Below are 13494 nucleotides of genomic sequence, written 5' to 3'. Positions count from 1 at the left end.
CGGCGTCCGAGGGGTGCGAGGCGCCGCGTACGCGCCCCGGCCCCACGGGGCCGTATCGGGCGGACGGGTCGGTCAGGGGCGGCCGGTGGTGGTCCTGAGGCGCCGGCTCCACTTCCACACCGTGTGAGCGACGATCGCGACGGCGGACACGGCGGCGAGGACGCCGATCGTCTGCCAGGTCAGCTCCGCGAACCGCCCCGCTGTGGCGCCTTCGCCCTCCGCGCGCCAGGAGGTTTCGAGGTAGGCGATCAGCGGGATCAGGAGCCGGAACGGCAGGCCGGCGATGCCGGGATCGCGCGCCAGGTTCCCGCACAGTCCCACCGGCGCGCCGAACAGCAGGGCCGCCATTCCCCAGAACACGATCCCCGCCCAGGACACCGTCGCGGTCACTTCGCCGGTGACGTGGACCCCGATCGGTGCCACGGGGCTCAGGGCCTTGAGCGTGTAGTAGACCACCACGCCGACGAGCAGCGCCGCGGGGGGCAGCCAGGAGGCCTCGACCTTCGACCGGCGCGAGAAGCCGATCAGGAAGGCGAGGCAGGCCCAGGACCAACCGCCGGCGAAGACGAGGTTCACGACGTGGGGGAGGGGACCGTCGAACTTGGCCGCGAGGGCGCCGAGCACACCCACCGCCCCACCCGCTCCGATGGCTATCGCCACGGGTGTGACACGCGTACGCGAGAAACGCACTTTTCCATCTCCTTGCCCCGAGGGGGACGACGCCCCGGGGGCGACGACCGAAGGGGAGTCGAGTCGATGACAGATGACAGATGACATGCGACACGGACCCGAGGGCCTGCGTGTCGGTGGTGGACGGCCGGTACCCCGCGATCGGGGGCGTGGTGGAGCGCGCCTGGGGAGCACCCGGAACTCCGGGACGAGTATGCCCGGTTCGCCGTATCCGCAGGGGCGGGACGGCAGCGTCATGCGGAGGGGTTTCAACCGATACGGGTGTGCATCACCGGGTATCGGCAGGGCGGGGAGGGCCGGGGCCGATTGGCCCCGATCATCAATTTGAGCTGACGTATGTCATCTTTGGTTGCTGGTCCCGTTGGGGCATGGCTACTGTGAGACGTTCAACCATTGACCATTTCGTCGGCGCACGTCGGCATCGAGAGGGGGAGGGGCATGAGCGAGGGGATCGTCGCGGACCCGGTGAGGACCGCGCAGAGGATCACCGCCCTGCTCGACGGTGCCGGCCTCGAAAGCCGAGACGTGTTGCGCGTGGAGGGCGAAGGCGGCCTCTCCTACGCCTCGGGGCTGCCCGTCGAGCACGTGCGGGCCCTGCTGGGCGGCGAGCCGCTGCCCCAGGGGGGCGAAGGCGGGGCGGACGCGACGGAGGAGCGCCATCGCCGCGTGGTGTCCCGGATCGTCTTCCTGCGCCGTACGCGCCTGCGCTCCGCGCCCGACGGCGGCCGGCGCGCGTACTCGCTGGCCGAGATCGCGGCCGGCGCGGGCACGAGCGCCCAGTGGCTCGACAAGATGATCAAGACCGGCAAGGCCCCCAACCTCGACCACGCCGCCGGCATCGCGGGATTCTTCGGGGAAAGCATCGAGTTCCTCGTCGCCGAGCCGGCCGAGGCCCTCGACCGGGTGCTCCAGCTGATCCACAAGGACCTCCTGGAGCGGACGGTGGCGCGCCAGGACGAGGACATCCGCCGCCTCCGCAGCGCCGGCGCCGAGGGATCCGAGGGCTCCGATCTCGGCGTCGTCGCCTACGCCGCGCGCGCCCTGGCCGACGTGCCGGACGACACCGCGCAGCCCATCATCGCCCTCATCGAGTCCATCGCCCGCCGCTCGCGCGAGGAGCGCGCACGCGAGAACCCGCCCGGCGCGGGCGCATAATCTGAGGTCAGAGCCCCGACGGCGGTCCGGTCGGGGGCCGTCGCGCATTCCCACCCTCGCGTCCGTCAGTGATATGAACTGACAGAACGCGCGCACGGCAACGGGGTCAAGAGCGCCGTGCGGGCCTGGCCTGCGTCTGGGTGGGGAAAGACATGTGGGACGAAATAGTGATATCCCGCACGATGAAGCGTCATCGCGATGAGCTTTTCGCGGGAGCGATACGACCGGTCGCGCAGAGCCCGCATGAACTCATGCGGTCGGTCTGCGCCCATTTGACGGAGACCGGCGGGCGTGAAGTGCGTCTCATGCTGGAGCCGTTCCCCCCTCGAACCGTCAGCGGATTGTGGCTCGACCTGGGCGACCACGAGGTCGTCGCGGTGGAGAAGAACACCCTGCCGCTCCATCAGATGGTGATACTCGGACACGAGTTGTGGCACCGCAAGGAGGCGAGCCTCGGCACCCACGGTGCGAAGGGAACCGATCGGGCCGTCGCGGCCGCGGCCCGCATGCTCGGCGACCGGTGGGACCTGGAGGAAGCGGTGGCGCACGTCAGCGCGCGCACCGACTACGACCTGGAGGAGGAGCGCCGGGCCGAGCGGTTCGGACGGCTGTTGGCCGCCAAGTTCCTGCCCTTCCTGCTCGGCGCGCGCAGCAGTACACCGCCCGACGCGCTGGTCGGCCGCATCAGGGCGGCCCTGGGGCGCTGACCATGCGTGACGGCGTCAACTACTACGTTCCCGCCTCGGTGCTGGGCCTGGCCCTGCTCGTGAAGCTGCCCACCCTGCTGCGGGGGTGGCGCGATCCGACGGTCCGGGCGGTGAACGCCCTGCTGGCCCTGCCCTGTGCGGCGTTCCTCCTCGCGGCACCGCCCACCATCACCGCGGTGAACCGGATCACCGGCGTCAGCAACCTCTCCGCCCTCCTCGTCCACTGCGTCATGACGGCCTACGCGTGCGCGTCCCTCATCCTGCTGGACCTCTGGCGGGCGGACGCGGGCGACCCGGCCCGCACGCGTCGGCGCGTACGGCGGTGGAAGGTCGGCTGCGGCGTGGTGATCGCGGCCCTCGTGGGCCTGTTCTCCCAGGGCGACGTCCCCGTGGAGCGGCCGTGGGACTTCGACACCTACTACGCGACCACCCCGTTCATCGGCGAGATGGTCGTGCTCTACCTGTGCGCGTACGTCATGGCCGGCGTGGCCACCACCGCGCTGTGCTGGAACTGGATGCTCGACATCGGGAGGAAGGCCGCCGCCATCCCTGGTCCGCGGACGGCGGCCGACCAGTCCTTGCGGGTCGGGCTGCTGGTGCTCGTCCTCGGGGCGATGGGCAACGTCATCTTCGGGCTGTTCAAGCTGACCTCGATCGTCGCCCGTTGGACCGGCAGGAACTGGGACGCTCTGAACGAGGGCCTGCCGCAGTTCATCTCGGCCAGTGGCATGATGATCGGTGTCGGCCTCCTCGTGCCCGCCTACGGGCCCGGGCTGATCGACCGGGTCTGGCGCCCCCTGCGCGCGCTCACGGCCCTGCGGCCGCTGTGGCGCCTGGTCCGCGGGTCCGGTCTCAACTCCGGGCGTCGGATGTTCCTTCCCCCGTCGTGGGGTGCGGGACCCGAACAGGTGCTGCTCTACCGGATGACCACCATCCACGACTGGATGCTCGAACTGGGCGGCCACTGCTCGGACGCCGTACGCGAGCGCGCCCACCGGGAGAGTAGGGCCCGGGGAGCGGGCGAGTGCGAAGCGGTGGCGGCGGGTCTCGCGGCCATGTTCGCGGCGGCGGTCGAAGCGCGGGGTCGCGAGGCGCCGTCCTCGGCGGGAGCGGGCGATCTCGCGACGGAAGCCGTGCGGGCCGCGGAAGCGGTGGACAGGGATCTCCTCGTGTCGATCTCCCGGGCGTTGCCGGTCGTACCCGGAAGGCGTCCGTGGTGGCGGGCGTGGGCGTGAACGCGTAGGCCTGTGGGGGCGGGCGTGTCGGACGGACCCGGTGCCTCGGTACGTGGCCGCGTGCCGGCGAGGGGGCCCACCCCCGTGGGGCCTCTCGCCGGCTCCGCGTCCTGCCGGGACCGGGTCCCGAGGGCCTCGTTCCGGCCCTCCGCGGAGTTCCGGCGTTCGTGGCCCGTTCACGCAGACGCTAGTCGCTCGCAGCCGGTCAATCAACTGTCGTTGATTACTAGTCAATGCGAGTTGATTTGTAGGAGGCTCCGGATCTAGGGTGCTCGCAGGCGGGAAACATCAGCCCCCATCGAGCCGAAGGAAGCGCAGTGACACGGACAGGCCACAACCGGGCGCGCCGGAGCCTGATCGCCCTGGCGGCGGGCCTCGGACTCGCCGGAGCGGGGGCGACGGCCCTCGCCGCCCAGCCGGCAGCGGTCACCGCCGCCGGCACGGACGACGCCATGCCCTACGCCGTCGAGGACTTCCCCGACACCCTGCAGGTCATGTCGTGGAACATGTGCGGCCCCCGCCGGGCGACGTACAACTGCGACCTCGCCGTCACCCCCGAGATGAAGGTGAAGGTCGTCACCGACCAGGTCGCGCGCAACCGCGTCGAGGCCGTACTGCTCCAAGAGGTCTGCGAGGACGACCTCGCGCTGCTGATGACCCGGCTGGGACCGGGCTGGAGCAAGAGCTTCGAGCAGTACGAGTGGGCCCAGTTCGTGGGCGGCGAGCGCCGTACGTGGAAGAGCCGCTGCGGGGAGGACGACGGCGGCCGCGCCGACCGGGTCGGCACGGCCATCGTCGCCAGGGGCGCGCTGACGGACGCCCGGAAGTACCCGGTCGTCCAGCCGGAGCAGGGCCAGCAGACCCCGTTCCAGTGCGCCACCGCCACCCTGCGCGACGTCCGCCTGTGCAGCGTGCACGCGACACGGGTCGGCGCCAACCCCCACGACCCCACGCAGGACCTGCGCGACGAGCAGTACGCGCAGATCAGGGACGTCGTGCGGACCTTCCCCCGCGTGGTGTTCGGCGGGGACTTCAACTCCCGTCCCCCGGAGGACCCGACGGGCGGCAAGGCCGCCTGGCCCGCGGGCCTCTACTCCACCGGACCGGGCACTCCCGGCTACCGGGAGTGCGACCAGAGCGGCACGGCGCGCGTCGGACGACCGACGTACAACCCGACCCCCGCGAAGCTCGACTACCTCTTCAGCAGCGAGAGCCCGCGCTGGTGCACGGTGACCGAAACCCCCGCCTCGGACCACCGGTTCCTCGTCGAGAGCGTGGGCCTCGGCCGGTGAGCGGACGGCGCGGACGCCACCGATCCCCCGGGTGAACTCCGAAGGATCGTCGCCCTGGCCGCCACGCTCTGGCGTACGGCCGTTCCCCCGCTCCCGCCCGTCGACTCCACCCCCTTCAGGAGTCGGCGGGCGGGTTCCGTCCCGGCTCGGAACCGACGCCGCCCACCGCCCCACGGAAGGCACCGCCGCCATGAACCACACCCGTACCACCCCGCCGCGGCCGGTCGACGTCACCGCGGTCTTTCCCGAACTGGCCCCGCTGGCGCGCACGGCCACCCGCCTGCACCCCCGCCCCGGAGCGCCGTCACCGCGGGACAGCTCGATCGGCGGGCCGCTGCTGTGGCCCGCCGACGAGCCGTGGCCGCGCTGCGACGCCCCGCACGACGGCGGGTCCGACTGGCTGGACGCGGTACGGGTGAATCGGCGCGCCCTGACGCGAGCGGCGCGCAACCCCGACGACCCCCGCGCCGGCGAGCACACGACGCGGGAGAGGGCGATCCTCGAAGGGATCGACTGGGACGTGGAGGTGACCGACGCCCCCGTCCCCCTGCTGCCCCTGGCCCAGCTCTACGTGCGCGACGTCCCCGCGTTGCGCCTGCCCCGGCGGGCCGGCGTCGATCTGCTCCAGGTGCTGTGGTGCCCCTTCGAGCACCCCGAGGTGACGTACATGCCGAAGGCCGCGCTGTTCTGGCGGTCCGCGGCGGAGGTCACCGAGGTCCTGGCCTCCCCGCCCGAGCCGCCCGCCGTGGAGTGCGCCGAGTACGTGCCCGAGCCGTGCCTGCTCGCGCCGGAGGAGGTCACCGAGTACCCCGACTCCCTGGAGTTGGACGTGGACCTGAGGCTGCGGTTGGGGGACTGGAACAGGTGGCGGGACGCCGGCCCCGGACTGGACGCCTCCTACGCGCCCTACCCGGAGGCGTTCTACGGGAGCGTGCTGTCGGTCGCTCCCGGCTGGAAGGTCGGCGGCTGGGCCCCGTGGGGCTACACCGACCCCGATCCCCGCTTCTGCGCCGCCTGTGCGACCAGGATGGAACCGCTGCTGACCATCGACAGCTTCGAATGGGACGGCGGCAACCGCACCTGGATCCCCTACGAGGACCGGGCCGCCGCCGAGATCCCCACCACGGGGGGTTTCCCCGAGGCGCACCGACCCACGGCGGTCCAGATCGGCGGCGGCTACAAACAGCAGCTCTACGTCTGCCCGGCGGACCCGGAGCATCCCCACGCGGCGCTGATGCAGTAGCCGGCCGCCGTCGACGTCGAAAGGTCCCCGCCGTGACGGCGGGGACCTTCCGCGTTGGCGGCGCCGGCCGGAGGGGATCAGCCGCGGCGGCGCTCGACCTCCGCCAGGGCCTCCTTGACCTCCCGCGCCACGCGGGCGGCGTCCTCGGGGTTGTTCACCACGTCGGTGTGGTTCATGTCGATGACGAGGACCTCGCTGGCCGAGTAGTGCTTGTGCACCCAGTCGTCGTAGCCGGACCACAGGGTCCGGTAGTACTCGACGAGGCTCTCGTCCTGCTCGAAGTCACGACCCCGCAGACCGATGCGGTGCAGCACCGTGTCGAAGTCGGCCTTCAGGTAGACCATGAGGTCGGGCGCCTTGCGGTACGGCAGGCCGTCGATCTCGCGCATCATCTCGCCCAGCAGCCCCTCGTACACCTGCATTTCGAGGGAGCTGATCCGGCCGAGGTCGTGGTTGACCTTGGCGAAGTACCAGTCTTCGTAGATCGACCGGTCGAGGACGTTGTCGCCCTCCTTGTACGCCTCCTTGATCGAGGCGAACCGGGTCTGGAGGAAGTAGAGCTGGAGCAGGAAGGGGTAGCGCTTGGCCTGGATCTCCTCGGGGCTCGCCGTGTAGAAGAGCGGGAGGATCGGGTTCTCTTCCACGCTCTCGTAGAAGACCTCGCTGCCGAGCTCCTTGGCGAGCAGCTCGGCGACGGTCGTCTTGCCGATGCCGATCATGCCTCCGACGCAGATCACTGACATACCTCACTTCTCCCTGGGGATCTTCTGTTCGTGGGCGGCTGGGCTGGGCGCCCCATACCACCGAGACGCCCCCCGGCGGTCACGCGATTCCCCGGGATCTTCATGATCCACTGTCATGTGGTCCCCGTCGGACCAAGGCCCTGACCCAGGCCGTTCTCCTCGCCCGGCCGGCCTGACCGTTCCGTGGTCGCCGCACACGGCGACGAGCCACGGCCCCGAGGCCGTCCTGAATCTTAAATGACGAATCGCCTCCGGTCGGACCGTCCGCGGCGCGCGGGTCAGGGCGCGGAGGTCGGGGCGGGCCGCCACATCGCGGTGGTCTCCACCGGGCCGACGGCCACGCTGCGCAGGGTGGTGAAGCCGAAGCGCCGGTAGAGGGCGACGTTCGCGGCGTCGGCGGTGGTGAGGAAGACGCCGCCGGGCGCGGGGGCGCCGGCGAGGACGTGGTCCAGGAGGAGCCGTCCGGCGCCCCGACCGGCCAGGGCGGGCCGTACGCCGACGAACTCCAGCGTCCAGGCGCCCGGCGGCGCCTCGGGTTCGGTGGCACGGACGTAGCGCAGGGTCCGCGACAGGGCCCGCGGCCCGCAGCGGGTCAACGTGGCGCCGCTCCAGGCGAGCAGGGCGGGCGCGCGGGGCGCGGCGCCGGGTGGGGTGAGGACGGCGGCGGCCACGGGCAGACCCCCGCCGTCCAGCAGCAGGTGCCGACGGGCGCCCGGCAGACCGGCCTGTGTGCGCAGGGTGGCGTCGAACCACGCCCGGCGGGTCCGCGCCGAGCCGCCGGTGATCCACACGGTGGCGGGCTCCCAGGCGAAGGCCTCGGACAGGACCTCGGCGCAGCGCGCCGACGGGGGGTGGTCGTCGAAGCTCGCGGGCCCGATCGGGCCCGTACGCCGCTCAGCCATCGCCGTGCCGCTCCAGGGGAGCCCCGGACGCCGGAGGGGCCCCGGGTGCCAGGGGGGCCTCGGGCACCAGGTGGCAGACCAGGAGCTTGAGGAAGAACAGCGGGGTGAACCAGGCGAGCGCCGCGGGCACCGTCAGCCAGAACAGGCCGATCAGGGTGGCGGCCGTGAACACCGCCATGGCGACCGGGCGCGTGAGGTGGACGGGCGCGTACTCCACGGTCACGGCGCCGACCGCCAGCACCGCGCTCTGGCCCAGCACCCAGCGCCAGTCCCCGTCGAGCACGACGAGGCCCATGGCGGCGAGGTGCAGGACGTGCGCGCCGACGAACGTCAGGCGGGCCCGGCGGACGCCCTCGCCCTGCCGGTGGTACCAGCGCTTGGCGGCGTTGGTCGCGTTGGTGAGGATGCCGCCGAGCAGGTCGAGGCCGATGAGGACGACGACCAGCGTCTGGATCCCGGACCAGTCGCGGTGGGCGCCCGTGGACCACACGCCGGCGGCGAGCAGCAGCGCGCAGCCGCCCGCGCCCGCGAGTTCCACGGCCGACTCGGCGCGGGACTTGCCGGGCCCCATGAACCGTTCGAGGCGGCCCGCCAGGCCCGGGGGCGTGGCCGGTATCTCCCAGTCGATCCGCAGGTCAGTGCGCATCCGGGCCTCCCCGGTCCGGTCGCGGGCTCCACAGGCCGCGCAGCAGGCTCCACACCTGGGCGTGGTCCGGGGCCGGGGCGGCGGGCGCGTCCCCCGCGTCCTCAGCGTCCTCCGCGCTCGGCGCCTCGCGCAGGGCGGCCAGCGCCCAGGCGTCGGCGGCCCGCATCACGGCCGCGGTCGCCGCGGCGAGGAGGCCCGGGTCGATGTCGCTGCGGATGAACCCGAGCCTGCGGCCGTCCTCGACCAGGGTGGTGAACCAGCCGGTCCAGGCGCCCGGTCGGCCCCGTTCGACGGCCGCGCCCGCGAGGGCCAGATCGTCAGGGTGGGTGTGCAGGTGGGCGGCGAGGGCGCCGGCGCCGGCCTCCAGCCGGGCCCAGAACGCGGCCTCGTCGGCGGCGGGGGTCCAGGGGCCGAGGAGGTCGAGGAGGCGGTCGAGGACGTCGTCGAGGACGGAGGTGAGGAGGTCGTCGCGGCCGTCGAAGTACTGGTACGCGGCCGTCTTCGAGAAGCCGGCGGCTTCGATGATCTTGTTGTACGAGGCGGCTTCGGGACCGTGCTCGGCGAAGTGGGCGCGCGCGACGTCCAGGATCGCTCGCTGTCGCTCGGCCGGAAGGCGGAAGAATCGTGGCAACGGGCTCATGTACTTACGGTACACACCAGTGGGGTGTACCACCAGTACACCCCACTGGTTCGTGTCTTTCCCCCGAAACCCGTTCCCGCCGACACCACCCGCCGAGGCGTCCGACCGACCCGCCGGCGCCGTAGGATGCGCCGACCCTCGTCCGCGTTGGATCCCACCCGTGAGGAGCCGCTCCGAGTGCCCGATCGCAGAAGGGAACGACAGGTCTTCGACGGCTGGATCTCGGCCCTCGGCACCGCCTCCGGTACGCGCGTGGTCGTCGGCCACTGGCCGGGGTCCCCCTTCGGGGCGTTCGGCGACGTGATGCTGGAGCGTTCCGACGGCGGGCGCCTGCTCCTGGCCCCCACCGCCGCCACGGCCCGCTACATCGCGGGCGTCTACCACTTCGACGAGGTCCGCGTCGTCCCCGTGGAGGTGCGTCGGCGGGGCCCGCTGTGGGAGGTCGGGGCGGGGCCGCTCCGCCTGGGCTTCCGGGTCGGCCGCCGGGGCCCCCTCGGCCTCGCGCTGCGCGCCGTTCCGCGCACCCTCGCCCGGCGTCCCTCGTGGGCGGCGCTCGCCGACGCCCCCGCGCGCCTGGTGACCGGCGTACGGACGCGCGGCAGTTCGCGGCCCGGATGCCGCCAGTGGTACGCCGCCCTCGACCTGTGGCCGATCGTCGCGGCCGAGGCCTCCTACGAGGGCGTCGATCTCGGCGCGCTCGCGCCCGTCCTGCCTCCGGTGCGCTTCGGGTTCGCGTCCGCCCCCGCGGCTCCGGCGCTGGTCCGGGTCGTGTCCACCGTCGAATCCACCGTCGGACGCCCCGTCGGTTCGTGACCGGTCGGATCATGACATAGGATGGATCTTGAGCTCGCCGCCCCGAGGGTGGCCGGCCGCGCGTTGGTGGTCCAAGGAAAGGCACCCCACTTCCTGTGGGGGGATGCAGGTGCAAGGCCTGCCCAGCGCTCCACCGGTCCCGCCCCCTTCCCTCCGGAAGGGGGCGGGACCTTTTTCGCGTCCGGGGGCCGTCGTTCAGTCGTCGCGGGCGGGCAACCCGAGGAGCCCGGTGTCGCGCACTCGACGGGGCGACGGCGGGATCGGTCGAACCGGTCCGGCGCGAGGGCCGGTTCGGCCCGCGCCGGGGCCGCGAGCCCCGCGCCGGCGCACCCGTACCGAGCGCCGGCTCACTGGGCCGGGTGTTTTTCTCCCGCACGCTCCGCCGTGCGGGTGAACGCGGCGCGGCCGGTGTTGATCTTCCTGGTGGGATCGGAGCCCTGGTGCCCGAACCGGAGGCATCCGATCAGAAAGGCGACGTGTGTCCCACGGTCAGCACAACCACGTCCGCGTCATCTGTCCGCCGGCAGCCGCGACCCTCGGCACTGACGATCACCTGCCCGGCGACCGGTGGCTGTCCACGCGCGGACCGGGTCAGGTCTTCATGATGGGTGACAATCACACGCTGCCCCCGATGCCCGAACGTCCCACCCTCGCCGACTTCTTCCGACTGCGCCTCGCCCTCGACCCCTTCACGACGCGGCACATGCTGCAGAGCGCCCGCAGGGCCCGCGCCCAGGGGATGGGCGAGAAGGTGGTGCTGGCCTGTCTGCTGCACGACATCTCCGTGGCCGGGCTGCTGCGCAGCCATCACGGCCACTGGGGAGCGCAGCTCGTGGGCCCGTACGTCGACGAGGAGGTGGCCTGGGCCATCCGGCAGCACGAGGTCCTGCGCTACTTCCCCGACGAGACCGTGGGCTACGGCTACCCGCAGGCGTACGAGGACTTCTTCGGGGCGGAGTACCGCCCGCCCGCCCACACCCGGGCCGCCTACCTCGAAGCCCGTCGACACCGCTGGTACATGTCCGCCCGCATGGTCACCCTCAACGACGTGTACACCTTCGACCCCGACGCGGAGGTCGAGTTCGAGGAGTTCGAGGACGTGGTGGGACGTCACTTCCGCCAGCCCGCCGAGGGCCTGGGCTTCGACGGCTCGCCCGTGGCCCACATGTGGCGCACCATGATCTGGCCGAACAACTTCCTCTAGGCGAAACCCTCCGGGCGGCCCGCGTTCCGGCGAGGGGGCCGGTCCGTTTCCGAAGCGTTCGGACCGGCCTCCCGACCCCACCCCGTTCCGTCAGCCGAAGTCGAACGTCGCGACGACGGGCGCGTGGTCGGACTCCGGGTACTTGTCGTCCGTGGCGAAGGCGATGGAGTCGTCGTGCAGGATCTCGTTGTGGATCTCCGAGCCGCGGTAGTGGGCGAGGAGGTTGCGGGTGACGAGCATGTGGTCGATCATCGTCCCGCGCCCGTGGTGGATGAAGGTGTAGCGGGCCTCCTTCGGGATGGTGTGCTCGATCGGCACCAGCACGCGGGTCGCGAGGTCGCGGTTGTTGTTCTCCTCGACGTTGCCGCAGATCGCCTCGACCGGGACCTCTCCGGGCTCCGCGTTGAAGTCGCCGGCGACGACGATCCGGGCGTCGGGGTCGGCGTCGAGGATCTGGTCCACGAGCCGCCGCACCTCCAGGGCCTGGCTCATCCGCTTCATCGACGACAGGAAGCTGCCCTCGGCCCAGCCGTCGGCGCTCCGCCAGATCCCGCGGAGCGGGTCGGTGATCTGGCCGGGGATGTCGCTGGGGAGCTTGGACTTCAGGTGCACGGCGATGACGTGCAGCACCCCTCCCGGCACCGCGGGGCCGATGTCGATCTGCGCGTGGAGGACGGGCCGCTCGATGCCGATCGGGACCGGGGAGAGGTCGGGGGGCGTGGCGGTGAGCCGTTGGTAGCGGGGCTCGATGACGAGGTCGTTCTTCAGCTGCTGGTGCGTCAGCACCGTCAGATGGGTGGCGATGACGATGTTGCGGACGTCGAAGACCGCGTCGCCGGCGGGTTTGGTGCTGGTCAGGGAGGCGCCGTGGAGGTTGGTGCCCGCCAGCAGCTCCTTCAGCGCGAGCAGCGCCCGCTGTTGGCCGGGACGTTCCTGCCCGTGGACTTCCTGGAAGCAGGCGATGTCCGCGCGCAGCCGCTCGATCTGCGGCTTCATCAGGGTGATGCGCTCGGCCAGCGAAGGCCGGGCGCCGGGAGGGGTCTCGTCGAAGTTCTCGAGGTTGAACGTGGCAATCCGGATCTGAGTCACAGTCGCCCCCAGGGACGCGATGGCCGGGATACCCAACGCGGCGATCCTCGCCCCGCCCGACCTCGACCGCAGGCGCCGCCGCGCCTGCGGTCACCCCTGAGGGGGGCCGTGAAACGGTTCTCCTTCCACCGGGTGGATCAGGACCGCGGGGAACTCACCCGCCGGGCCCGCTCACCCGCCGCGCGCTCACCCGCCGGGCCCGCTCACCCGCCGCGCGTGCTCACTCGCCGGGGACGGTCAGCCGTACGAAGTCGTCGTAGGTGGAGATCGCGACGCCCGTGCCCTCGCCCTCGGGGCGGATCGTCAGCGCGGTGATCATCGCGGAGGCCAGTCGGCCCGCGTGGACCGGCCGGTACGGCCGCACCGGGCCGAGCATGGCCGGGGCCAACAGCGAGGCCGCGACCATGCCCACCTTCTCGCCGGCCCGGCGCTCCTCGCGCGGCCCGAGGATGAAGGACGGCCGGAAGATCTCCACCTGCGGGTAGCCGAGGGCGGCGACCTGCTCCTCCATGTCCCCCTTGACCCGCAGGTAGAAGGCGCGGGACGCGGGGTTCGCACCCTGGGAGGAGACGACCGCGAGCCGCCGGGCGCCCGCCGCGCGCGCGAGCCGGGCGACCTCGACGGTGTAGTGCTGGTCGATCCGGCGGAACGTCTCCTGCGAGCCGGCCTTGCGGATCGTCGAGCCGAGCGCCCCGTACACGTCGTCCACCGCCGGGACGTCGTCCGGCCCGAGCGCGTCGAAGTCGACGACGCGGGCGTCGAGCCCGGGGTGTGACACGGAGAGCGGACGACGGGCCAGGACCGTCACCCGGTCGTAGAGCGGGTTGCGGAGCAACCGGGCGAGCAACTGCCCGCCCACCAGGCCGGTGGCGCCCACCAGAAGCGCGCTGCGCGTCACGGGTACTTCCTTTCCACGAAGGGGTGCGCGGCCCCGTCGCCGCCGCTTCACAGCCGGCGCGCCGCGCCCCTCGAACACTACTGCCGCCACCGGCGGAGCCCGTGACCGCCGCCGGGTCGGCCGACCTCGATGTCACTCCCTCACGCGCTCGGGCTCGACGTGGACCGTTCGTACGGAAGTTCGGGAGGAGATGTGTGCAGAGTGAAGGCAATGCGGGGGACTGTTTCAGAAACCTTG

General features: G+C 72.2%; 14 protein-coding genes. 7 read left to right on the top strand and 7 right to left on the bottom strand.

Going from position 1 to position 13494, the window contains the following annotated elements; genetic code table 11:
* Window positions 1–72 precede the first annotated feature (72 nt).
* Window positions 73–660: a hypothetical protein gene (locus tag AB0D01_RS23785; RefSeq protein ID WP_363058399.1), complete on the bottom strand. Its 588-nt coding sequence runs from the start codon at window positions 658–660 to the stop codon at window positions 73–75.
* A 468-nt stretch (window positions 661–1128) separates the two neighbouring features.
* On the opposite strand from AB0D01_RS23785, the gene AB0D01_RS23780 reads away from it, so the two are divergent.
* The 5 genes from AB0D01_RS23780 to AB0D01_RS23760 all read left to right on the top strand — a co-directional run bounded on the left by AB0D01_RS23780 (window position 1129) and on the right by AB0D01_RS23760 (window position 6322).
* Window positions 1129–1845 (top strand): hypothetical protein, encoded by a 717-nt coding sequence (locus AB0D01_RS23780; protein WP_363058397.1) that lies wholly within the window; start codon window positions 1129–1131, stop codon window positions 1843–1845.
* Between the two features lie 305 nt (window positions 1846–2150).
* Window positions 2151–2552 (top strand): toxin-antitoxin system, toxin component, encoded by a 402-nt coding sequence (locus tag AB0D01_RS23775; RefSeq protein ID WP_363058395.1) that lies wholly within the window; start codon window positions 2151–2153, stop codon window positions 2550–2552.
* Between the two features lie 2 nt (window positions 2553–2554).
* Window positions 2555–3787, top strand: coding sequence for an MAB_1171c family putative transporter (locus AB0D01_RS23770; protein ID WP_363058393.1), 1233 nt, complete (start codon window positions 2555–2557; stop codon window positions 3785–3787).
* Window positions 3788–4104: 317 nt separating this feature from the next.
* Window positions 4105–5079 carry an endonuclease/exonuclease/phosphatase family protein gene (locus tag AB0D01_RS23765; protein ID WP_363058391.1) on the top strand — a complete coding sequence of 325 codons (975 nt, stop codon included), beginning with the start codon at window positions 4105–4107 and terminating at the stop codon, window positions 5077–5079.
* A gap of 190 nt (window positions 5080–5269) precedes the next feature.
* Complete coding sequence (locus AB0D01_RS23760; protein ID WP_363058389.1) at window positions 5270–6322, top strand: hypothetical protein; 1053 nt, start codon at window positions 5270–5272, stop codon at window positions 6320–6322.
* A 77-nt stretch (window positions 6323–6399) separates the two neighbouring features.
* Here the strand turns inward: AB0D01_RS23760 and AB0D01_RS23755 are convergent, their stop codons facing one another.
* The 4 genes from AB0D01_RS23755 to AB0D01_RS23740 form a co-directional block, all read right to left on the bottom strand.
* The gene (locus AB0D01_RS23755; RefSeq protein ID WP_363058387.1) at window positions 6400–7065 is read right to left on the bottom strand and encodes a deoxynucleoside kinase; all 666 of its coding nucleotides are present in this window, start codon (window positions 7063–7065) and stop codon (window positions 6400–6402) included.
* A gap of 278 nt (window positions 7066–7343) precedes the next feature.
* Complete coding sequence (locus AB0D01_RS23750; protein WP_363058385.1) at window positions 7344–7967, bottom strand: GNAT family N-acetyltransferase; 624 nt, start codon at window positions 7965–7967, stop codon at window positions 7344–7346.
* The gene (locus tag AB0D01_RS23745; protein WP_363058383.1) at window positions 7960–8613 is read right to left on the bottom strand and encodes a hypothetical protein; all 654 of its coding nucleotides are present in this window, start codon (window positions 8611–8613) and stop codon (window positions 7960–7962) included. Before AB0D01_RS23745 ends, AB0D01_RS23750 begins: the two co-directional genes overlap by 8 nt.
* Entirely contained in the window at window positions 8603–9253 is a 651-nt protein-coding gene (locus AB0D01_RS23740; RefSeq protein ID WP_363058381.1) for a helix-turn-helix domain-containing protein, read from the bottom strand. Before AB0D01_RS23740 ends, AB0D01_RS23745 begins: the two co-directional genes overlap by 11 nt.
* A 177-nt stretch (window positions 9254–9430) precedes the next feature.
* Between AB0D01_RS23740 and AB0D01_RS23735 the strand changes: the two genes are divergently transcribed.
* Window positions 9431–10066 (top strand): hypothetical protein, encoded by a 636-nt coding sequence (locus AB0D01_RS23735; protein WP_363058379.1) that lies wholly within the window; start codon window positions 9431–9433, stop codon window positions 10064–10066.
* Between the two features lie 631 nt (window positions 10067–10697).
* Window positions 10698–11270, top strand: a complete 573-nt coding sequence (locus AB0D01_RS23730; protein ID WP_363058377.1) for a hypothetical protein — start codon at window positions 10698–10700, stop codon at window positions 11268–11270.
* A 90-nt stretch (window positions 11271–11360) separates the two neighbouring features.
* On the opposite strand, the gene AB0D01_RS23725 is transcribed toward AB0D01_RS23730, so the two are convergent.
* Entirely contained in the window at window positions 11361–12359 is a 999-nt protein-coding gene (locus tag AB0D01_RS23725; RefSeq protein WP_363058375.1) for an endonuclease/exonuclease/phosphatase family protein, read from the bottom strand.
* Between the two features lie 220 nt (window positions 12360–12579).
* Window positions 12580–13257, bottom strand: coding sequence for an NAD(P)H-binding protein (locus AB0D01_RS23720; RefSeq protein ID WP_363058373.1), 678 nt, complete (start codon window positions 13255–13257; stop codon window positions 12580–12582).
* Window positions 13258–13494: the final 237 nt, after the last annotated feature.

Origin of the sequence: Streptomyces sp. NPDC048606 (assembly GCF_040650855.1) — a bacterium.
GTDB lineage: Bacteria > Actinomycetota > Actinomycetes > Streptomycetales > Streptomycetaceae > Streptomyces.
The sequence above is the reverse complement of the archived record's forward strand: the minus strand, read 5'-3'. Positions and strand labels throughout refer to the sequence as shown.

Bases quoted from the DNA above. Each gene is read 5' to 3' on its own strand.
- AB0D01_RS23780 (WP_363058397.1), top strand. From the start codon at position 1,129: ATGAGCGAGGGGATCGTCGCGGACCCGGTGAGGACCGCGCAGAGGATC.
- AB0D01_RS23775 (WP_363058395.1), top strand. From the start codon at position 2,151: ATGCTGGAGCCGTTCCCCCCTCGAACCGTCAGCGGATTGTGGCTCGAC.
- AB0D01_RS23770 (WP_363058393.1), top strand. From the start codon at position 2,555: ATGCGTGACGGCGTCAACTACTACGTTCCCGCCTCGGTGCTGGGCCTG.
- AB0D01_RS23760 (WP_363058389.1), top strand. From the start codon at position 5,270: ATGAACCACACCCGTACCACCCCGCCGCGGCCGGTCGACGTCACCGCG.
- AB0D01_RS23755 (WP_363058387.1), bottom strand. From the start codon at position 7,065: ATGTCAGTGATCTGCGTCGGAGGCATGATCGGCATCGGCAAGACGACC.
- AB0D01_RS23750 (WP_363058385.1), bottom strand. From the start codon at position 7,967: ATGGCTGAGCGGCGTACGGGCCCGATCGGGCCCGCGAGCTTCGACGAC.
- AB0D01_RS23745 (WP_363058383.1), bottom strand. From the start codon at position 8,613: ATGCGCACTGACCTGCGGATCGACTGGGAGATACCGGCCACGCCCCCG.
- AB0D01_RS23740 (WP_363058381.1), bottom strand. From the start codon at position 9,253: ATGAGCCCGTTGCCACGATTCTTCCGCCTTCCGGCCGAGCGACAGCGA.
- AB0D01_RS23730 (WP_363058377.1), top strand. From the start codon at position 10,698: ATGCCCGAACGTCCCACCCTCGCCGACTTCTTCCGACTGCGCCTCGCC.